16 protein-coding genes are annotated in these 20,869 nt (G+C 72.3%); 5 read left to right on the forward strand and 11 right to left on the reverse strand.

Annotation, left to right across the window (positions count from 1 at the left end):
* From IE250_RS14180 to IE250_RS14190, 3 genes are read left to right on the forward strand one after another with little or no spacing between them, the layout of a single operon-like run.
* Nucleotides 1-1,002: a FecCD family ABC transporter permease gene (locus IE250_RS14180; RefSeq protein WP_229872460.1), complete on the forward strand. Its 1,002-nt coding sequence runs from the start codon at nucleotides 1-3 to the stop codon at nucleotides 1,000-1,002.
* Complete coding sequence (locus IE250_RS14185; RefSeq protein ID WP_229872461.1) at nucleotides 999-2,069, forward strand: FecCD family ABC transporter permease; 1,071 nt, start codon at nucleotides 999-1,001, stop codon at nucleotides 2,067-2,069. The genes IE250_RS14180 and IE250_RS14185 overlap by 4 nt, the downstream gene beginning before the upstream one ends.
* Complete coding sequence (locus tag IE250_RS14190; RefSeq protein ID WP_189669930.1) at nucleotides 2,069-2,905, forward strand: ABC transporter ATP-binding protein; 837 nt, start codon at nucleotides 2,069-2,071, stop codon at nucleotides 2,903-2,905. The genes IE250_RS14185 and IE250_RS14190 overlap by 1 nt, the downstream gene beginning before the upstream one ends.
* Here IE250_RS14190 and IE250_RS14195 read toward each other — a convergent pair.
* The 10 genes from IE250_RS14195 to IE250_RS14240 all read right to left on the reverse strand — a co-directional run bounded on the left by IE250_RS14195 (nucleotide 2,902) and on the right by IE250_RS14240 (nucleotide 14,850).
* Nucleotides 2,902-3,447 (reverse strand): hypothetical protein, encoded by a 546-nt coding sequence (locus tag IE250_RS14195; protein ID WP_189669931.1) that lies wholly within the window; start codon nucleotides 3,445-3,447, stop codon nucleotides 2,902-2,904. The genes IE250_RS14190 and IE250_RS14195 overlap by 4 nt on opposite strands.
* A 124-nt stretch (nucleotides 3,448-3,571) precedes the next feature.
* Nucleotides 3,572-7,408, reverse strand: a complete 3,837-nt coding sequence (gene smc / locus IE250_RS14200) for a chromosome segregation protein SMC (protein WP_189669932.1) — start codon at nucleotides 7,406-7,408, stop codon at nucleotides 3,572-3,574.
* 127 nt (nucleotides 7,409-7,535) lie between these two features.
* Nucleotides 7,536-8,009: a nucleoside-diphosphate kinase gene (ndk, locus tag IE250_RS14205; RefSeq protein ID WP_189669933.1), complete on the reverse strand. Its 474-nt coding sequence runs from the start codon at nucleotides 8,007-8,009 to the stop codon at nucleotides 7,536-7,538.
* A 54-nt stretch (nucleotides 8,010-8,063) separates the two neighbouring features.
* On the reverse strand, nucleotides 8,064-8,504 hold the full coding sequence (locus tag IE250_RS14210) for a DUF4233 domain-containing protein (protein ID WP_189669934.1): 441 nt from the start codon (nucleotides 8,502-8,504) through the stop codon (nucleotides 8,064-8,066).
* Nucleotides 8,501-10,102, reverse strand: a complete 1,602-nt coding sequence (locus tag IE250_RS14215) for an MDR family MFS transporter (protein WP_189669935.1) — start codon at nucleotides 10,100-10,102, stop codon at nucleotides 8,501-8,503. The genes IE250_RS14210 and IE250_RS14215 overlap by 4 nt, the downstream gene beginning before the upstream one ends.
* 62 nt (nucleotides 10,103-10,164) lie before the next feature.
* Nucleotides 10,165-10,860 carry a TetR/AcrR family transcriptional regulator gene (locus IE250_RS14220; RefSeq protein WP_189669936.1) on the reverse strand — a complete coding sequence of 232 codons (696 nt, stop codon included), beginning with the start codon at nucleotides 10,858-10,860 and terminating at the stop codon, nucleotides 10,165-10,167.
* Between the two features lie 58 nt (nucleotides 10,861-10,918).
* Complete coding sequence (locus tag IE250_RS14225; RefSeq protein ID WP_189669937.1) at nucleotides 10,919-11,695, reverse strand: HPr family phosphocarrier protein; 777 nt, start codon at nucleotides 11,693-11,695, stop codon at nucleotides 10,919-10,921.
* Complete coding sequence (gene dhaL / locus IE250_RS14230; protein ID WP_189669938.1) at nucleotides 11,692-12,375, reverse strand: dihydroxyacetone kinase subunit DhaL; 684 nt, start codon at nucleotides 12,373-12,375, stop codon at nucleotides 11,692-11,694. The genes IE250_RS14225 and dhaL overlap by 4 nt, the downstream gene beginning before the upstream one ends.
* A gap of 20 nt (nucleotides 12,376-12,395) precedes the next feature.
* A complete protein-coding gene (gene dhaK / locus IE250_RS14235) occupies nucleotides 12,396-13,391 on the reverse strand; it encodes a dihydroxyacetone kinase subunit DhaK (RefSeq protein WP_189669939.1) in 996 nt (331 codons plus the stop codon).
* 187 nt (nucleotides 13,392-13,578) lie between these two features.
* Nucleotides 13,579-14,850 carry a bifunctional folylpolyglutamate synthase/dihydrofolate synthase gene (locus IE250_RS14240; protein WP_308434148.1) on the reverse strand — a complete coding sequence of 424 codons (1,272 nt, stop codon included), beginning with the start codon at nucleotides 14,848-14,850 and terminating at the stop codon, nucleotides 13,579-13,581.
* A gap of 312 nt (nucleotides 14,851-15,162) precedes the next feature.
* On the opposite strand from IE250_RS14240, the gene IE250_RS14245 reads away from it, so the two are divergent.
* Complete coding sequence (locus tag IE250_RS14245; RefSeq protein WP_189669941.1) at nucleotides 15,163-16,416, forward strand: chymotrypsin family serine protease; 1,254 nt, start codon at nucleotides 15,163-15,165, stop codon at nucleotides 16,414-16,416.
* A gap of 109 nt (nucleotides 16,417-16,525) precedes the next feature.
* On the opposite strand, the gene ileS is transcribed toward IE250_RS14245, so the two are convergent.
* On the reverse strand, nucleotides 16,526-19,867 hold the full coding sequence (gene ileS / locus IE250_RS14250) for an isoleucine--tRNA ligase (protein WP_189669942.1): 3,342 nt from the start codon (nucleotides 19,865-19,867) through the stop codon (nucleotides 16,526-16,528).
* 422 nt (nucleotides 19,868-20,289) lie between these two features.
* On the opposite strand from ileS, the gene IE250_RS14255 reads away from it, so the two are divergent.
* Entirely contained in the window at nucleotides 20,290-20,859 is a 570-nt protein-coding gene (locus tag IE250_RS14255) for a SigE family RNA polymerase sigma factor (RefSeq protein ID WP_229872462.1), read from the forward strand.
* Nucleotides 20,860-20,869: the final 10 nt, after the last annotated feature.

The raw sequence follows: 20,869 nt of genomic DNA on the forward strand, positions 1-20,869 counted from the left end.
GTGGCACGCAGCGGGACCGCGGTCGCCGCGGTCCTGCTGGGCGCGCTCGCCCTGCTCGTCGTCGCCGCCCTGGCCGGCGTGATCGTGGGGACCCGGGTCCTGTCGCCGGGCGAGACCCTCGCCGGGCTCCTGGGCCAGGACGGGGTCGCCGCGACAGTCATCTGGGAGCTGCGGCTGCCTCGAACCCTGCTCGGCCTGCTGGTCGGTTCCGCCCTCGGCGTCGCCGGGGTGCTGGCGCAGGCGGTCACGCGCAACCCGCTGGCCGACCCCGGGCTGCTGGGCATCTCCGCCGGCGGCGCGGTGGCAGTGGTCGCGGGCAGCGCGTTCCTCGGCCTCGGCGCGGGCACGCCCCGCGTGCTGCTTGCTCTGGCCGGGGCGGCGCTGGCGACGGCGGCCGTGTACCTGTTCGCGAGCCGCTCGCCCGAGGGGCTCACACCCGTGAACATGACACTCGCCGGGATGGCCATGACCGCCTTCCTCGGCGCAGCCGTCTCGGCGACCGTGCTGCTCAGCGCATCGACCATGGACCAGTACCGGTTCTGGGTGGTGGGCGCGCTGAGCCTGCCCGACCCCGCCGTCCTCCTGCCGGCGATCCCGCCGGCCGTGGCGGGCGCGATCCTGGCCGTGGTCGTCTCGGGCTCGCTCAACGCCCTGGCCCTCGGCGACGACACCGCTGCGGCCCTCGGCGTCGCCGTCCTGCGGACCCGCTTGCTGGCGGGGGCGGCGGTGGTCCTGCTGTCGGGGACCGCGGTGGCGCTGGCCGGGCCGATCGCCTTCGTGGGCCTCGTGATCCCGCACATCGCCCGCGCGCTGGTGGGGACCGACGTGCGCCGCGTGCTGGCCCTCTCGGCAGTGCTGGGTCCGCTGCTGCTGGTGACTGCCGACGTCGTCGGCCGCCTCGTAGCGCGCCCGGCCGAGGTGCAGGTGGGCGTCGTCACCGCGCTGCTCGGCACGCCCTTCTTCATCTGGCTGACCCGACGCGCGAAGGAGCGTTCCCAGTGATCGCCGCCCCGACGCGCACCGCGCGCTCCCGCAACCCCGTGCGCTCCCTGCTGCCCCGGCCACGGCCACGACGGCGAGTGGTCGTCGCCGTGCTCGGGACCCTGCTGCTCCTGGCCGTCGTGTCCGCTGTCGCCCTGAGCCTGGGCGACGAGCCGACGACGCCCGCCGCCCTCTGGGAGGCGCTCCACGGGCGCGGGCCGGAGAACACCGTCTATGCCGTGCTCGAGGTCAGGCAGCCGCGGGTGGTCCTGGCCATGGCCGTGGGCGCCGCCTTCGGCGTGGCCGGCGGGCTGAGCCAGAGCGTGCTGCGCAACCCGCTGGCCAGCCCCGACGTGCTGGGCATCAGTGCGGGCGCGTCGGTCGCGGTGGTGTCCGTCATCGCCATCGGCTCTCTGGGCGGCCCGATCGGCGTCGTGCCGATCCCGGTCGCCGCCCTCGCGGGCGGCCTCGCCGCCGCCGGGCTGATCGCGCTGCTCGCCCGCGGCGGCGGCCTGCGGGGCCGCCGTATCCTCCTCGTCGGCATCGCTCTGTCCGCCGCGCTGACCGCCCTGACGCAGTTCCTGCTCACGCGCATCGACGTCTACGACGCGCAGCGCTCGGCGGCCTGGCTCACCGGAAGCCTGAACGCTCGCGGCTGGGGCGAGGCGACGCCGGTCCTGGTCGGCGTGGCAGTGCTACTGCCGGCGGCCCTCGTGCTCGCCCACACCAACCGCGCGCTGCTCTTCGACGACGGCGTCGCGGCCGGGTGGGGTGTCCGGCCGGGACGCGCCAGGGCCGTACTGCTCCTGATCGCCGTATGTCTCGCCGCGCTCGCCACCTCGGCCGCGGGTCCCGTCGCGTTCGTGGCCCTGGTCTCCGGCCAGGTGGCGCGCCGGCTCGCCGCCGTCCCCGACATCCCGCCGATCCTGGCGGCCGCGGCCGGCGCGTCGCTCGTGCTGGTCGCGGACACCATCGCGCGCACCGCACTGCCGTCCCAGCTCCCCGTCGGCGTGCTGACCGGCCTGGTCGGCGCGCCCTACCTGCTGTACCTGCTGCAGCGTCGCCGCTCGACGAGAGGGACCCCCTGATGAACACGGCCACCGCGACGGACGCCCGCCTGCGGGCGGACGCCGTCACCCTGGGCTACGGCGACCGGACGGTCGTACGGCAGCTGTCCCTCGACGTCCCGGACGAGCAGGTCACGGTCATCGTCGGGCCCAACGCCTGCGGCAAGTCCACCCTGCTCCGCGGCCTCGCCCGCCTGATGCCGCCGGCGAGCGGCACGGTGCTGCTGGACGGAAGGGCGATCTCCGAGCGGCCCACCCGCGAGGTGGCGCGGGTCATGGGCATGCTCCCCCAGTCGCCCGTCTCGCCCGAGGGGATCACCGTCCGCGAGCTCGTCTCCCGTGGGCGGCACCCGCACCAGAGCTGGTGGCACCAGTGGGGCGAGGCCGACACCGAGGCCGTGACGGACGCGCTGCGCGCCACCGGCACGGAGGATCTCGCCGGCCGGGCCGTGGACGAGCTGTCCGGCGGACAGCGGCAACGGGCCTGGATCGCGATGGCGGTCGCCCAGCGGACCGACCTGCTGCTGCTCGACGAACCGACCACCTACCTCGACATGGCCCATCAGCTGGACGTCCTGGAGCTCGTCGCCACGCTCAACCGGGACCGCGGCCGGACGGTCGTCATGGTGCTGCACGACCTCAACCTCGCGTGCCGGTACGCGCACCACATCGTCGCCATGCGCGACGGCGAGATCGTCGCGGAAGGCCCGCCCGCCGAGGTGGTGACCGCGGACCTGCTCCGCGAGGTGTTCTCGGTCGAGGCGTCGATCCTCACCGACCCGCTGAGCGGCACACCTGTGATCGTCTCGCACCGCACCGTCCAGGAGCAGCGCGCCGGCTCGTCCTGCTCGGCCTAGCTCGCGGCCTGGGCCGGTCCTGCCTCCGCCGAGGGCGGCTGTTGCGTGGCCTTCCGCAGGGATCGCACGGATCGCAACGGCCGGACGGCCCGCAGCTGGCCGGGAACGAGGTTGGCCGGCTTGAGCGGCACGGTACCGAGCGGGACGTGCAGGGTCTTCTGCGCCTGGTCCCGGGCCCGGCTCAGCACGTCGGTCAGCTCCTCGGCGTCGACGTAGCCGGGCTTGGACTCGATGGTCGCGGCGAAGAACTCGGACATCCCCATGTCCACCGGAGAGGTGTCCGGCTTGATCACGCGCGGCTTGCCGACCCAGACGGACGGGGCACCCACGGCATGGGTGGCGACAGCGGACGCGCCGTACCGCCGGCCCTGCCGGCGCCTCTTGGCGTCACCGCGAAGACGGGCGACGACGGCCCGGAACCACCGGAGGAACGAGAACTCCTCCGTGCTGCCGCTCGAGGGCGCGTCCATCTGGCTGGCGACGACGAAGACGCTGACCGCCAGCACGAGGCACACCACGAGCAGAATGACCGACCACCACATGGGCCTATTGTGTCGCGTGATGTCCGGTCCCGCCGCGCAGAGGCCTGCGACACGCCGCGCGACACGCGCCGTTTCAGCAGGAGAAATATCTCAGACCTGAAAAATCACCCGCCGCGGGTCCACCTCAAGCGGTGACTGTCTCGCGGTCGCCCATGCGCTGGCTGATGAGCGTCGTGACGCCGTCGCCCCGCATCGTCACGCCGTAGAGGGCGTCCGCCACCTCCATCGTGCGCTTCTGGTGCGTGATCACGATGAGCTGGCTGTCCTTCTGCAGCTCCTTGAAGATCTCGATGAGGCGGCCGAGGTTCACGTCGTCGAGCGCGGCCTCGACCTCGTCCATGATGTAGAACGGGCTGGGCCGCGCCTTGAAGATCGACACGAGGAACGCCACGGCGGCCAGCGAGCGCTCACCGCCGGAGAGCAGCGACAGCCGCTTGACCTTCTTGCCGGCCGGACGCGCCTCGACCTCGATGCCGGTGGTGAGCAGGTTGTCCGGCTCAGTGAGCGTGAGCTTGCCCTCGCCGCCGGGGAACAGCCGGGGGAAGATCTCGAGGAACTTCGCCGCCGTGTCCTGGAACGCCTCCGCGAACACCTGCTGCACGCGCTCGTCGATGTCGTCGACGATCTGCAGCAGGTCCTCGCGTGACTTCTTCAGGTCCGCGAGCTGGTCCACGAGGAACTGGTGACGCTCCTCCAGGGCCGCGAACTCCTCCAGCGCCAGCGGGTTCACCGCGCCGATCCGCGACAGCGCCCGCTCGGCCTTCGCCAGCCGTTCCTCCTGCTCCTGGCGGACGTACGGGACCATCCGGTCGGGCTTCGGCTCGCTGGGAGCGGGTTCCTCGCTCGCGACGGCCTCGCCCTCGGCGGGGGCCTCCTCCGGCTCTGCGCCGGCGGCCGCGACGATCACCGCGGTGGCCGCGGGGTCGTCCGGGCGGAGACCCGCCTCGTGCAGGGCGCGCGTGCGCGCGATGAGCGCGTCCTCACGCGCCGCTGCCCCTCGGGGCAGCGCCGGGTCGCCCTCGTACCGGATGGGGTTGCCCTCGTCGTCGCGCTCGACGACGGCGCGCCGCCGCCGTCCGCGCACGGTCGCGTCGCCCTCGTAGACCGGGACCAGCTGGTGCGGGCCGAACTCCTCCACGAGCACGTCCGGGTCCATGCCCAGCTCGTCGGTCGCGCGCGTCTGCAGCTGCTCCAGGCGCAGCAGCTGCTGGGCACGGGCGACCTCGTCGCGGTGCGCGACGTCGGTCAGCTCGCGCAGCTCGCCCGTCAGCTGCTCCACGCTGCCGCGCACGGCCACCAGCTGCTCCGAGCCGGCCGCGCGGGCCTCCTCGGCCGCGGCCTTGTCTGCCGCCGCCCGGTCCAGGGACCGCGCTATCGCCTCGAGCGCCACCGCGACGGCCTGCTGCACCAGCGTCGCGCGCGACGCGTCACGACGCCGCGACTCCTCACGCTCGGCCGCGCGGGCGCGGGCCTCGCGCTCCTGCTCGGCCGCCGCCGCCAGCGCCTGCGCGCGGCCCGACACGGCGCGGGCGCGCTCCTCGGCGGTGCGCAGCGCCAGCCGGGCCTCGGTCTCGCGCGCGCGGGCCGCCGTCGCGGCAGCGGCGGCAGCGTCCCGCTCGGCCTGCACGTCGTCGATCGAGCCCTCGCCGTCGGCGGGCTCCTCCTCCTCGGCGATCGTCATGCGCTCGACGAGCGCCTCGAGCTCGATCTCGTCCTCGGCCCGCCGCGACTGCGCCTGCTCCAGCGCGGCGCGGTGCCGGTCGGCCTCGGCCCTGGCGGCGCGGGCGGCCGCACCGAGCGACCCGAGCTGCTCCGCGGCGGCCGCGCGTGCGGCGTCCGCCTCCCCGAGCCTGGCGAGTGTCTCGTCGTACCGCTCCTGCGCCGCAGTGCGCTCGGCCCGCGCCCGCTCGAGATGCGCCGACCCGTCGGTCTCCCGGGCCGCCGCGTCGTCGCGGGCGGCCTTCGCCTCGTCCAGCGCCGACTGCAGGTGCAGCACGCTCGGCGCGGCCGCCGAGCCGCCCCACGCCCGCGCACGGCCCAGCAGGTCGCCGGCGCGGGTCACCGCGACCACCGGCTGGTCCCGCACCAGGGCGCGGGCACGCGCCAGGTCGTCCACCACCACCACGTCGCGCAGGATCGTCAGCAGCGCGGCCGACGCGGGGCCCGCCACCTGGACCACGTCAGTGGCCCAGCGGGCGCCCGCTGGGAGGTCGACCGACGGCCGGTCCAACCCGTCGCCGAACCCCCTCCGGTCCGAGCCCACGACCAGGCTGGCCCGGCCTGCGTCCTCGTCCCGGAGCAGCCGCAGCGCGTCCACGGCCTCGTCGACTCCGGCGACGGCGACGGCGTCCGCCACCGGGCCGAGCGCGGCCGCTACCGCGTTCTCAAAACCCGCCTCGATACCCAGCAGCGCCGCCACCGAGCCCAGGACGCCCGCCTGGTCGGCGGCCAGGAGCGTGCCCGCACCGTCCTTGCGGTCCAGGCTCAGCTCCAGCGCCTCGACCTTCGCGGCTGCGGCGCTGCGGTCCCGCTGCGCCGTCGTCACCTGCTCCTGGAGGTGCCTGACCTCGGCCTTCGCCAGCTCGAGAACCTCGGACGCCGCCTCGTGCGCGACGTCGAGCCCCTCCTCGCCGCCCTCGACCCCGCCGACCTCCGTCTCGAGCGCGGCCAGCTCACGCGAGGACTCCTCCACGCGCTGCTCGGCCTCGAGCAGAGCATCGCGCAGCCGGTCCAGCTCGGACTGCGCGGCCTCGACTCGGCTGCGGCGCGCGGCTACCTGGCCGGCCAGGCGGGCGAGGCCCTCGCGGCGGTCCGCAGCGGCGCGCAGCAGCGCGGCGTGCGAACGCTCGGCGGCCTGGGCGGCCGCCTCGGCCTCCGCCCGGACGTCGACGGCGGTCTCCACCACCTCGCGCGCCATCTCGACCTCGGTGACCAGCTCCTCCTCGCTCGCGCGGGCTCGGGCTGCCTGCGCCTCGAGGTCGTCGGGGTCCTGGCCCTGGTGGGCGGGCTCGGCCGTGCCGAGCAGGCGGGCACGCTCCCCCGCAAGGGACTGCAGGCTGCGCAGGCGCTCCCGAGTCTGGGACAGCGCGAACACGGTGTCGCCCGCCTGGCTGACCTGCTGCGACTCCGCCGACGTCGCCGCCTCGAGGCGGGCCAGCATGCCGCGCGCTTCCGCCAGCGCAGCCTCGGTCTCGGCCTGGCGCTCCTTGAGGGACCGCTCGTCCGCGCGCTCCTGTTCGAGCTGGGCGGTGAGCTGGGCCAGGTCGTCGGCGAGCAGGCGGGACTTCGCGTCGCGCAGGTCGCGCTGGACGGTCTGCGCCTTGCGGGCCGCCTCGGCCTGCCGGCCCAGCGGGCCGAGCTGACGCCGCAGCTCGGCGGTCAGGTCGCTCAGACGGGCCAGGTTGCCCTGCATCGCGTCGAGCTTGCGGAGCGCCTTCTCCTTGCGCTTGCGGTGCTTGAGGACGCCCGCCGCCTCCTCGATGAAGCCCCGTCTCTCCTCCGGCGTCGCGCGCAGCACGGCGTCGAGCTGCCCCTGCCCCACCACGACGTGCATCTCGCGCCCGATGCCGGAGTCGCTGAGGAGCTCCTGGATGTCCAGCAGGCGGCAGTTGTTGCCGTTGATCGCGTACTCGGAGCCGCCGCTGCGGAACAGCGTGCGGGAGATCGTGACCTCGGTGTAGTCGATCGGCAGCGCGCCGTCGGTGTTGTCGATGGTCAGGGCCACCTCGGCGCGGCCGAGCGGCGCCCGGCCGGAGGTGCCGGCGAAGATGACGTCGTCCATCTTGCCGCCACGCAGCGACTTGGCACCCTGCTCACCCATGACCCAGGAGAGCGCGTCGACCACGTTGGACTTGCCGGAACCGTTGGGGCCTACCACGCAGGTGATGCCCGGCTCGAGCTCGAGGGTGGTCGCCGACGCGAAGGACTTGAAGCCCCGGAGCGTGAGCGTCTTGAGGTGCACTCGGTGAGCCTAACGGTGGATGAGGGCCAAACGTCGGACATACGCCTCTTGGTTGTGGGCGTGACCGTTGCGACTATGTGCCCGCTTTAGGCGCAACGATCAAGCCCACAACCAAGAGAGGTGGGGGTCAGACCAGCTCGGGGAACCAGAGCGCGATCTCGCGCACCGCGGACTCCACCGAGTCGGAGCCGTGCACCAGGTTCTGCTGCACCTTCGTGCCCCAGTCGCGGCCCAGGTCGCCGCGGATCGTGCCGGGGGCGGCGTCGGTCGGGTTCGTGGCGCCTGCCAGAGAGCGGAACCCGGGGATGACGCCCTCGCCCTCGGCGACGACGGCCAGGACCGGGCCCGACATCATGAACTCGACCAGCGGTGCGTAGAACGGCTTGCCCTGGTGCTCGGCGTAGTGCGCGGCGAGCAGCGCGGGGGTGGCGTCCATCAGCTGCACGGCGCGTAGCGTGTAGCCCTTGGTCTCGATGCGGCGCAGGATCTCGCCGGACAGGCCGCGGCGGACGCCGTCCGGCTTGACGAGGACGAGGGTGCGCTCGGCCACGGGCTGCGTCGAGGCCTCCGTGGGCAGGGTCTTCTCTGCGACGTCGGTCATGGGGCAACCTTATCCGGGCCGGAAGCACCAGGATGACCGGGCGCCCCCACAGGCTCAGCCGGCGTTGGGAGCCGTCTCGGGGTGCTCGGCGTCGTACTCCGCGCGCTCCCGGTCCACGCGCGAGCCGAGGCGCAGCGCGAAGATCCACAGCACCACGAAGACTCCCCCGACGAAGAACATCATCGGCACCAGCAGGCCCATGCCGAGCACCGGGATCTGGGCGACCGAACCGGCAGCCCGGCCGGCGGACGAGCCCTGGACCCGCGACAGGATCACGAGCACCAGGGCCAGGACACCGCCGAGCAGCCAGATCGCCGCGCCCGAGTCGATGCGCAGCGGGCCGCGCCCGAAGTCGGAGTCGCGCAGCCCCCACACCACCAGCGTCGCGAAGATCACGAGGAACGCCTCGAGCAGCAGCGTGGTGGACGTGAACTGCACCAGCGCGGACTTCTTGGGCTTGATGCGGTCGCCGGGGGCGGGTTGGTCCTTGCTCACCGGCTCAGGATATCCGTCTCCTTGCCCTCCATGACCGCCTCGCCGCGCGCCACCATCCCGGCCTCGCCGGACAGCTTGATCTCCTTGAGGAACAGCGCGAGCACGAGACCGATCGCGACCAGCGGCACGAGGTACCAGAACGCCGGCGCCAGCGAGCTGGCGAACGCGTCGACCACGCCGCTGTGCAGCGGCTCGGGGAGCTGGTCCACGATCTGCGGCGTCAGGCCGGAGCCGCCGCCGGCGGGGGCGGCGCCCTCCGGAACGCCCGCGAAGACGCCCTGCAGGTTGTCCGTGAGGCGTGACGTGAACACAGTGGTGAACGCTGCGGTACCCACCGCGGCGCCGATCTCGCGGAAGAAGTTGTTCGACGACGTCGCCGTGCCCAGCTCGTGGGGGTCCACCGAGTTCTGCACCGCGAGCACGATGGTCTGCATGATCAGGCCCATGCCGGCGCCGAGCACGAAGATCATCGCGCCGAACAGCCACAGGGACATCCCGCCCTCGATGGTCGTCAGCCAGACCATCCCGAGGATCGTCACGGCCAGACCCACGACCGGGAACATCTTGTAGCGGCCGGTCTTCGAGATCGCGATGCCGGAGACGATGGAGGTCAGCATCACGCCGGCCATCATCGGCAGCATCAGCAGGCCGGACTCGGTGACGCCCGCGCCGCTCGACATCTGCAGGAACGTCGGCAGCATCGACATGGCGGAGAACATGCCCATGCCGAGCACCAGGCCGATGAGCGTGGTGATGGTGAACGTCCGGTTCTTGAACAGCCGCAGCGGGATGAGCGGCTCCGCCACCCGGTTCTCGATGAACACGAAGAGGCCGACCATGACAACGGTGCCGAGCAGCAGGCCGAGCAGCATCGGGTCGGCCCAGTCGTAGCCGTCGTTGCCGAGCGACTCCCAGCTGGTCAGGAGCACGATGCCAGTGGTGCCGAGCGCCATCGTCAGGATGCCGCCCCAGTCCGTGGGCTTGGTGGAGCGGTGCGAGGGCAGCTTCAGGGCGAAGTAGGCGATGAACCAGGCGGCGATGCCGATCGGCACGTTGATCCAGAACGTCCAGCGCCAGCCGGGGCCGTCGGTGAGCCAGCCGCCGAGCAGCGGGCCGGCGACGGCGGAGATGCCGAACAGTGCGCCCATGGGGCCCATGTACTTGCCACGGTCGGACGCCGGGATGATGTCGGCGATGATCGCCTGCGACAGGATCATCAGGCCACCCCCGCCGAGGCCCTGCACCGCACGCCAGGCCACGAGGGACTCGAACGTCTGAGCCATGCCGCCACCGAGGGAGGCGACGACGAACAGGCCGACCGCCACGAGGAACGGCCAGCGCCGCCCGTAGAGGTCGCCGAACTTGCCGTAGAGCGGCATCGCTATCGCGATCGCCAGGATGTAGGCCGTGATGACCCAGCCCTGGTGCTCCACGCCGTTCAGCTCGCCCACGATGGTGGGCATGGCGGTGCCGACGATGGTCTGGTCCAGAGAGGACAGGAACATCGAGGCCATCAGGGCCCCGAAGATCAGCCAGATCGTGCGCTGGTTGAGGACTACCAGCGGCCTGTCCGGCGCCGTTGCGACGGCATGGCTCATGAAGGTGCCTTTCTGGGGATCAGGTCGGTGAAGAGCTGGGGAGCTGGAGACGAGGAAGAGCGTCAGGACTCGAGATCGCGGGCGACGACGTCGATCAGCTGCGCGACGGCGCCGGGCAGGTGGTCGGCCGGGTCGCCGGTGAAGCCGGCGTTCTCCCAGGCGACGAGCGACGTGCGGATGAGCAGGACGACGAGGATCGTGAGCATCTCGGCGTCGGCGTTGAACGGGGTGGTCTCGCGGCGGGCCTCGAAGAGCTCGACGAGCCGGCTCTTGTGCCGTTCCATCCAGAACACGTGGCGCTGCAGCAGGCGCGGTTCCTGCTGCATGAGGTCCATGGCGCGCATCACCCGGACGTGGGCCTCGCCGTGCGGCGCGAGCAGGGAGGCGACGAGGACCTGGAGGTCGGTCAGCAGCCGGCCGGTGGGGCCGCCGTCGACGAACGTCCGGACGACGTCCTCGGACAGGTCCGTGTCGTCCGCGCCGAGCACGGCGTCGTCCTTGGACTCGAAGTAGTTGAAGAAGGTGCGCGGGGAGACCCCGGCCTCGGCACTGATCATCTCGACGGTCACGGCGTCGAGGCCGTGCTCGGCGACGAGCCTCTGCGCCGCGTCGATCAGGACGCCGCGGCGCGCACGCTTCTTGCGCTCGCGCAGCCCCTGCTCAGCGGGCGTGCCCTCCAGCGCGGACGCGAGCTCGCGCAGGGTGGGACGCGGTTCGGCATCAGCGGGCGCGGTCTCGCGCGACGAGGTGGGGACCATGCGGCTAATTATTGCACCCGATGCAAAATTCCATCAACTGCAAAAAGTGAAGCGGCTGTCACACCTCGCCGAAGCCGGCGTCGATCATCGCCACGACACTCGCCACCGCCTCCGCCGCACCGTCCCCGGTGGCCTCGACGAGCAGCTCCCGGCCCTGGGTGGCGCCGAGCGCCATGAGCTGCAGCACGCTGGAGGCGTCCACGCCGTCGATGGTCACGGTGGCACCGAGCTCGGCGACCTTGCGCGATACCAGCGCCGCCGGCCGCGCGTGCAGGCCGAGGGGGTTGCGCACGGTCACCGTGCCCGAGCTCCCGGCCCCGCCTGCCGACGCCGCCTCGCTCGCCTCGGCCGACTGAGCCGCCTCGATCGCCGCGAACATCCGGACCGACGCGTTCGCCGACTCCAGCACCGTGTCCAGGTCTGCCCCGCCGTGCGCCGTCACGGCCGCGGCGACCGCACCCTCGACGAACGGTGCGCGGGCGAGCACCACGCGCTCGGCGAGCGACTCGTCCAGCTCCAGCGCCGCCTCGACCGTGAGCACGGACGAACCGAGGTCCCCGAGCACGACGACGCCGCCGCCGGGCGTGCCGCTGGCGCTGCTGCCGAGCGCACCCCTGGCGGGCGCAGCGTCAGCCAGAGCAGCGTCAGCCAGCGCCGCCAGGACCTCCGAGAGGTTCTTCTGGATCGCGTCGAGCGAGGTACCCAGCCCGCCGTCGGGGCCGCCCCCCACGCCGCGGACCAGGACGTCGGGCGCCATCTGCCCCGCGAGCTCGGCTGCGCCGCGGGCCAGATCGGCCGAGTGCGAGACAAGGACCAGCGCGACCCGCGCCGTCATGCCGCGCTGCGGGGGTCGGCCGGCGTGGGTCCGGACAGGGCCGCCGCCATCGCCGCGCCGAGGACCAGTGCGGTGGACCGCGCGCCCGGGTCTTCGTGCCCCGCGCTGCGTTCTCCGAGGTAGGAGGCGCGACCCTTGGTCGCGATCATCGGGATCGTGCCCGTCGCGGCCTTGTCCGCGGCCTCGGCTGCCGCCTGCAGGACGTCCACCTCGGAGCCGCCGTCGCCGGACGCGGCCTCGGCCGCGTCGACCGCCGCCTGCCAGGCGTCGACCATCGTCTTCTCCCCCACGGTCGCCTTGCCGCGCGAGGCCACGCCCTCGAGCGCGGCCTCCAGCACCGCGACGACGGCGGGCGAGTCGATCTGGACGCGCCCCGACACCTTGGCGGCCCGCAGGTACGCCGTGCCGTACAGCGGACCGGACGCGCCGCCCACCGTAGACATCAGCGTGGTCGCCACGAGCTTGAGCACGTCGCCGACGGTCCGCTCGTCACCGGTACCGCGCTCGGCCGCGGCGTCGTCGAGCCGCGCCACCACCGCCTGGAAGCCGCGGTGCAGGTTCTCGCCGTGGTCGCCGTCGCCGATCTGCCGGTCGAGCTCGGTGAGCTCGTCCTTCGCGTCCGCGACCGCGTCCGCCGTGCGGCGAACCCATCGCTCCGCCCAGTCCGCGTCCAACGCCATGTCTTGGAACCCTTCCTGTCTCACCACCGGAGTGCTGCAGTGTTCACCGGCGCATCCCAGAGAGCTTCCAGCTCGTCGTCCAGTCGCAGGACGGTGACCGATGCCCCCTGCATCTCGAGGGACGTCACGTAGTTGCCCACCAGCGACCGGGCGACCGTCACCCCGCGCTCCTCGAGAAGGCGCCGCGCTCGACCATAGACCACGTAGAGCTCGGACAGCGGGGTGCCGCCCATACCGTTGACGAACAGCAACACTCGCTCGCCGCGGACCAGGGCGAGGTCGTCGGCGACAGGGTTCAGGAGCATCTCCGTGACCTCGTCGGCGCTGGCGGCCGCCACCCGGTGGCGGCCGGGCTCGCCGTGGATCCCGATGCCCACCTCGATCTCGTCGTCACCCAGGTCGAAGCTGGGCCGGCCCACGTGCGGCACGCTGGGTGCCGCCAGTGCCACGCCCATCGACCGCACGTTCGCGATGACCCGTTCGGCGACGGCGGTCACGCCCGCGAGGTCGCCGCCCCGGTCGGCGGCGGCACCCGCGATCTTCTCGACGGCTAGCGTTCCGGCCACGCCGCGCCGGCCGGCGGTGTACAGCGAGTCCTCGACGGCGACGTCGTCGTTCACGAGCACCGAGGCGACCTCGATGTTGTCCTCCACGGCGAGCTCCACCGCGGTCTCGAAGTTGAGCACGTCGCCCGTGTAGTTCTTGACGATCGTGAGCACGCCGGCACCGCCGTCCGCGGCCTGGATCGCCGGCAGGATCTGGTCGGGGGTCGGTGAGGTGAACACAGAGCCCGGGACTGCGGCGTCGAGCATGCCGTCACCCACAAAGCCGGCGTGCAGCGGCTCGTGCCCCGACCCGCCCCCGCTGACCAGCCCCACCTTGCCGGTCACCGCACCCCCGGCTCGGCTGACGAACACGGGCATCTGATTGACGCGGACCAGGTCGGCGTGCGCGAGCGCAAAACCGGCCAGGGAGTCGGCGACAGCATCGGCTGGATCGTTCAGCAGCTTCTTCACGACGGCCTCCTCGCGGGGCTGTGCGGCCCGGCGACGGCACCGGGCCTGCACACGATTCCCCTGGGGTTCATGTAACACCACCGGGTCGGCGGCAGTACAGCACCCACCCTTTTTGGTTGTGGGCGCGATCGTTCAGCCTAAAACAGACACGTAGTCGCAACCATCGCGCCCACAACCGAGTTGCGGGTCAGCCGCGGCCGACCAGGATGCGCGCGTCCGCGACCGTGACCACCGAGCCGGTCACGAGCACACCGGTGCCGACGCCGCTGCCGTGCCTGTCGTTGGCCTCGGCCAGGTCGGCCGCGATCTGCAGCGCCTCGTCCAGCCGGCTGGCCACGTGCACCCGCTCCTCCCCGAAGACCTCGCGCGCCACCTCCGCCAGCTCCTCCGGGTCCGCGGACCGCTCCGAGGAGTTCCGGGTGACCACGATCTCCTCGACCGTGGGCTCCAGGACGGACAGGAGCCCCTCGGAGTCCTTGTCCGCCATGACGGCGACGACGGCGACGATGTGCTGCAGGTTGAACGACTCCTCCAGCGCGTCCACGAGGGCCTCCGCGCCGGCAGGGTTGTGCGCGACGTCGACCACCACCGTGGGGCTGGTGCGCACCACCTCGAGGCGGCCCGGCGCGTCGACGTCGCCGAACGCCGCCTCGACGATCTCCGCGCCGAGCGCGCGCCCGCCGCTCATCAGGGCCTCCGTAGCCGCGAGCGCCAGCAGCGCGTTGCGTGCCTGGTGCGCCCCGTGCAGGGGCAGGAAGATCTCGGTGTAGACGCCCGCGGGGGTGCGCAGGTCGATGAGCTGCCCGCCGACGGCGATGCGCCGGTCCGCGACCTCGAGGTCCACGCCCTCCCGGATCAGGTGGGCGTTGACCTCCTGGGCGCGGGCGAGGATCGGTTCGAGCGCGGCGTCGGGCTGCTCCGCGATCACGGCGACGGCGCCGTCCTTGATGATGCCCGCCTTCTCGGTGGCGATCTCGTCGAGCGTGGAGCCGAGCCAGCGCTCGTGGTCCATGGCGACGGGCGTGATGATGGCGACCTCGCCGTCGACGGCGTTGGTGGAGTCCCACCTGCCGCCCATGCCGACCTCGACGATCGCGACGTCGACCGGCGCGTCGGCGAACGCGGCATAGGCCATGACGGTGAGCACCTCGAAGAAGCTCAGGCGCGGGCCGCCCTGCTCCTGGGACTCGCGGTCCGCGACGCCGATGTAGGGCGCGACGTCCTCGAACACCTCGACGAACTGCTCCTGGGTGAGCGGCTCGCCGTCGATCGCGATGCGCTCGGTGACGCTCGTCAGGTGCGGAGACGTGAACCGTCCGGTGCGCAGTCCGTGCTCGCGGACCAGGCGCTCGACCATGCGGGCCGTCGAGGACTTGCCGTTGGTCCCCGTGATGTGGACGGTCCGGTAGGCGCGGTGCGGGTCGCCCAGAAGCTCCAGGACGCGCTCGACGCGGGCCATGGTGGGGTCGATGTCGTGCTCGGGGGCGCGGGACAGGATCTCCTTGTAGACCCGGTTCAGCGCCTCTTGGACGGCGGGGTCCGCGTTCTCGGCGCCACGGCTGGTACCACGGCGGTTGCTGGATCCGCCGCGGGGGGTCTTGTTCAGGGAGTCGGCCACGTACTGAGGATAGGTTTCCTCGACCTGCTGGAGCGAAACGGTTGGATCACACCGACGCATCACACACCCTGTTGCAGCTTTTCACCCGGTGAAGAACGATGGCAGCGCGTCGTCGGTCGGCGATGCAAGGGGGCGGCCGGGGGGAATGGCAGCATGAGGCGAGACAGCACGGTGCGGCGCGCGATCGTCGTCGGGGCCATGGCAGCGGCCATGGCACTTTCCGTTCCAGAGGCGGCCGGCTCCACCGGCGTCGGCCGGCCGGAGACGCACCATGCCGAGCTGAACCGCCCGAACCAGACGGTCACGGCTGCCGCCGTGGACCGTGCCGTGCACGCTGCGACCGCGCTGGCCGGCGAGCCCGGCTACGCCGGGGTCGCTGTCGACTACGACACCGCGAAGGTGACCGTCTCCTGGAAGGGCGAGGCGCCGGCGTTGGTCAGTGCGCTGGAGACGACGGCCCCCGAGGGCGTGGCCGTCGACGTCGTGCCGACGGCACTCAGCGGGGCGGATCTGCACGCAGCAAGCACCCGGCTGATGGACGCTCAGCGCGCGGTGCACGGCCCGGACGCCGTGCTGGCCGCGCTCCCGGCGGCGGACTACGCGGGGCTGGTCGTCGAGGTCAGCCGCGACTCGGCCGCCGCCCGTACAACCGGTCTGGCCCGGAACCTCGAACGCGTCGCCGGCGTCCCGGTGCAGCTCAGGATGGTCGATGACGACGGCTTCCGGTCCACCGCCGCTAGCCGCCGCAACGACCGGGCGCCGTGGCACGCCGGCGGGGCGATCGCCTCACGGGACGGCACCGACTACTGCTCGACGGGCTTCTCGGTGATCACCGCGGCGGGAAGCGAGCGGATCGTCTCCGCCGCGCACTGCAACAGGGGATTCGGCTCTGTGGTGCGCGACGGCGCGGGCGAGCGGATGGGCACGGTCTCGAGCCGCGCGCTGCAGCTCGACGCCGAGCTCATCAAGCCGGCGGGCGCCACGGCGAGCAGCGTGTTCGCCGGCCGCTGGAACGCGTCCCAAGCCAGCGCGCGCTACCGGATCCCCGTCGCCGCGGTGCGGGCGCCCGCCGTCGGGCAGAGGGTCTGCTCGTCCGGGGCCGTCACCGGCGAGCACTGCGGGGCGAAGATCCTCGCCACCGACGTCGCGTGGAGCTGCGGCAAGAGAACGTGCCACGGCTTCCGGGCGGGCCGCGACGACGGCGGTGTCGTGGTGGGCGGCGGCGACAGCGGCGGCCCGATGTACATGCTCGTCGACGGCCGGGCGCACGCGAGCGGGATGATCGACGGCGGCTCGAACCGCCGCAGCTGCGGCAGCACCTCGGTGACCACCCAGTGCTTCTCGTACGTCTACGGCATCCCGATGGTGGACATCCTGCGCCACTGGGGCGCGCGCATCAACAACTGACGAGGCACGTGCGCCCGCTGCTGGTCGAGCTTGCCGAGGGGTCTCGACAAGCTCGACCAGCGGTAGGGCTCGACCAGCGGTAGGGCTCGACCAGCGGTCGGCTCTCCGGTCAGGCCTTGGTGACCGACACCGCGCGCTCGTCCCCGGCGGTCACGGTGACCGACGTCGCCAGCGTCTCGCGCGACACCAGCTCGCGGTGCTCCTCGACGGCGGCGACCCACTCGGCCGGGACGGTGAGGTCGAGGTCGATCCGGTCGGCGACCTGCAGGCCGGCGGCCTTGCGTGCGTCCTGCACGTCGCGGACGACGTCGCGAGCGTAGCCCTCGGCACGCAGGGCGTCGTCGAGCCCGAGGTCGAGCACCACGAAGCCGCCACCGGTGAGCACGGCGGCCGCGACGTCGGCCGACTCCGCGGAATCACCGCCGACCACCGTCGTCAGGTCGTACTCGGTGTCGAGCAGCTCGACGTCGCCGTCGGCCGTCGCGACCACAACGGCACCCGTGCCGGTCTTGGACCAGGCGCCGGACTTCGCCGCCTTGATCACTGCCTGCACCCCGCGCCCGAGCCGCGGGCCCGCGGCCCTGGCGTTGACCGCGAGGCGCTCGGTGATGCCGTGGTCGGCGGCCGCCTCGGGCGAGAACGTCACGAGGCGAACCTCCTTGACGTTCAGCTCCGTCTCCAGCAGCCCGGTGAACGGGGCGACGCCGGCGGGGTCCGCCACCGCGACCACGAGCGACCGCAGCGGCTGCCGGACCCGCAGCTTGTTCGCCTTGCGCAGCGCCAGCGTCTGCGACACCACGGCCCGCGCGGACTCGACGGCGGCGACGAGCGCGTCGTCGGCCACGAGCACGTCGCCGACGTAGCCGGCGGCCTCGGCCACCGAGGCGGCCTCGACCACCGGGAAGTCCGCGAGGTGCACCGAGCGCCCGCCGGTCAGGCCGCGCCAGACCTCCTCCGTGACCAGCGGCGCCAGCGGCGCCATCACCCGGCACAGCACCTCGAGCGCCGTCGACAGGGTGTCGAAAGCATCGGTGTCCTCCGCCCAGAAGCGGTCGCGCTGCGTGCGGACGTACCAGTTGGTCAGGGCGTCCAGGTACTGGCGTACCGAGTCGCACGCGCCCGCGATGTCGTACGTGTCGAGCTGCTCGGTCACGTCAGCGACCAGCCCGCGCGTGCGCGCCAGGAGGTAGCGGTCCATGACAGGCAGCCCGGCGACCCGCTCGGGCGTCAGGGGCTGCGTGGCGTAGCCCGCACCGTCGCCGGCGGCGTTGGCGTACAGGGTGAAGAAGTAGTACGTGCTCCACAGCGGCAGCAGCACCTGGCGCACTGCGTCGCGGATGCCCTCCTCGGTGACCACGAGGTTGCCGCCGCGCAGGATCGGCGACGCCATGAGGAACCAGCGCATCGCGTCGGACCCGTCGCGGTCGAAGACCTCGTTGACGTCCGGGTAGTTCTTCAGCGACTTCGACATCTTGCGCCCGTCGGAACCCAGCACGATGCCGTGCGAGAGCGCCGTCTGGAATGACGGCCGGTCGAACAGGGACGTGGCCAGCACGTGCAGCGTGTAGAACCACCCGCGCGTCTGCCCGATGTACTCGACGATGAAGTCGCCCGGGTAGTGGTCCTCGAACCAGTCGGCGTTCTCGAACGGGTAGTGCACCTGCGCGTACGGCATGGAGCCGGAGTCGAACCAGACGTCCAGGACGTCCTCGATGCGGCGCATCGTGGACGCGCCCGAAGGGTCGTCCGGGTTGGGCCGCGTCAGCTCGTCGACGAACGGGCGGTGCAGGTCCGGGTTGCCGTCCTTGTCACGGGGCAGCCGCCCGAAGTCACGCTCGATCTCCTCGAACGACCCGTACACGTCGATCCGCGGGTAGGCGGGGTTGTCCGACTTCCACACCGGCACGGGCGACCCCCAGAACCGGTTGCGCGTGATGGACCAGTCGCGCGCGTTCTCCAGCCACTTGCCGAACTGGCCCTGCTTGATGTGGTCCGGCACCCAGGTGATCTGCTCGTTCAGCTCGACCATGCGGTCCTTGAACTTCGTCACCTCCACGAACCATGAGGACACGCCCATGTAGATCAGCGGGTTGCGGCACCGCCAGCAGTGCGGGTAGGAGTGCGCGTACTGCTCACGGCGCAGCAGCACGGTGCCCGGCGTCGTCCGCCCCGCCTCGTCGTCCGCCATACCGCGTGTGCGGGCCTTGAGGTGGTCGATGATCGGCGCGTTCGCGTCGAAGACCTGCAGGCCCGCGTACTCCTCCACGGGGAAGGTGAACCGCCCGTCGGGGCCCACGGGGATGACCGGCTCCACGCCCTCGCGGTCGCTGACCTGCTTGTCCTCCTCGCCGAAGGCGCCGGCGTTGTGCACCAGGCCCGTGCCGTCGGTGGTGGTGACGAAGTCGGCCTCGACCACGCGATGCGCGCCCACGTGACCCTCGAAGTACGAGAACGGCGGGGCGTAGGCCGCGCCGAGCAGGTCGCTCCCCTTGAGCCGCCCGACGACGTTCGGCGCCTCGGCGCCCTCATCCGTCAGCTCGCGCGCGTACGCGTCCACCCTGGCCTCCGCCAGCACGTACCGCTGCGGGGTCCCGGTGAAGGACGACTCGACGACGGCGTAGTCGACGTCGGGCCCCACCATGACCAGCAGGTTGGAGGGCAGGGTCCACGGCGTGGTGGTCCAGACCAGCAGGTGGTCGCCGACGCGCAGCGAGTCGTCACCGGTGGTCGAGCCTGTCGAGACCTCCGTCACCGCGAACCCGACGGTCACGGAGGGGTCCTGCCGCTGCTGGTACACGTCGTCGTCCATGCGCAGCTCGTGCGCGCTCAGGGGCGTCTGGTCGTTCCAGCAGTAGGGCAGCACGCGGAAGCCCTCGTAGATGAGGCCCTTGTCGTACAGCGACTTGAAGGCCCAGAGCACGCTCTCCATGAACGTCGGGTTCAGGGTCTTGTAGTCGTTGTCGAAGTCCACCCAGCGAGCCTGGCGCGTCACGTAGGTGCGCCACTCGTCGGTGTACTTCAGCACGCTGGAGCGGCACGCCTCGTTGAACTTGTCGATGCCGAGCTCGAGGATCTCTTCCTTGGTCTTGATGCCGAGCTGGTTCATCGCCTCCAGCTCCGCCGGCAGGCCGTGCGTGTCCCAGCCGAAGCGGCGCTCGACGCGCTGCCCCTTCATGGTCCGGTAGCGCGGCACGACGTCCTTCGCGTACCCGGTCAGCAGGTGTCCGTAGTGCGGCAGGCCGTTCGCGAACGGCGGGCCGTCGTAGAACACGAACTCGTTGCTGCCGTTCTCGCCGGCCGGGCGGGCGTCGACCGACGCGCGGAAGGTGTCGTCCTTCTCCCAGTACGCAAGGATGTCGCGCTCGAGAGAGGGCAGGCTGGGCGACGCGGGCACTGGGTTCTCAGACGCGGCGTTCTCGGCGTCGCTGGGGCGGTGCAGCGGATAGGCCATGGTTCTTCTGGCTCCTGGCGGTTCAGCGGTTCGGCAGCAGGTGGACGTCTGTGTTGCTCTGCTGCGAGGACGCCGCACCTGGGTGCGCCGCGGTACCACCCCGCTTGACGCTCGCCACGGCAGTGGCGGGCATCCGCTCGTTGACGGCTGTGACGGGCCTACCCGTCCGGTTCTACTGGGGCTCCCCGCTGCCCGACCCTTCGACAAGCTCAGGGCGGTGGGGTCACCTGTTCTTCCGGAGGCTCACCGGTGATAGCCGGGTCGATGCCTGTGGGTCAATCGTACCGGGCAGTGGCAACCGGAAAGATCCGGCATGCAACCTGCTCGCACCCCGCGTGCGTCCTGGGGGCATGAACGCAACCAGCCAAGCGATCGGCCCACCTGCCGGCACCGCGGTCGGAACCTCCTGGCGGGCTGAGCCCGTGCCAGACCCCGAAGGTCGCACCACGGGGGACCTCGAGTTCTCCGTGGTCCGCACAGGCATGTCCGCCGAGGAGCAGTTCCGGCTCTTCGCGATCGAGAGCACAGCGGCGCTGCACCGCATCGCCTACCTGCTGTGCGGCGACGACCACCGCGCCCACGACCTGACCCAGATCGCGCTGGAGCGCACCTACCGGCACTGGTCCCGGCTCAAGGACGGCAACCCGTTCGCGTACGCCCGCCGGGTGCTCGCCACGGCCCGCATCGACGGGTGGCGGCGCACGCGCCGCGAGGTGCTGCAGTCGCCCGAGACCGTCGCCGTCGCGCAGGAGGCGAGCCGGGCCCCCGCCGCCGACAGCGGCGCACAGGTCGCGGAACGCGAGCGCCTCGTGCGAGCGCTGCGGCGGCTCGGGCCGAGCCAGCGTCGCGTGGTGGTGCTGCGCCACCTGCTCGACCGGTCGGAGGCCGATGTCGCCGAGGAGCTCAGCGTCAGCGTCGGAACCGTGAAGTCCCAAGGCGCACGCGGCCTCGCCCGCCTGCGCGAGCTGCTTTCGGAAGGACAGGACGCATGACCAGGAGCGA

This window comes from Promicromonospora soli, from assembly GCF_014653785.1.
GTDB lineage: Bacteria > Actinomycetota > Actinomycetes > Actinomycetales > Cellulomonadaceae > Promicromonospora > Promicromonospora soli.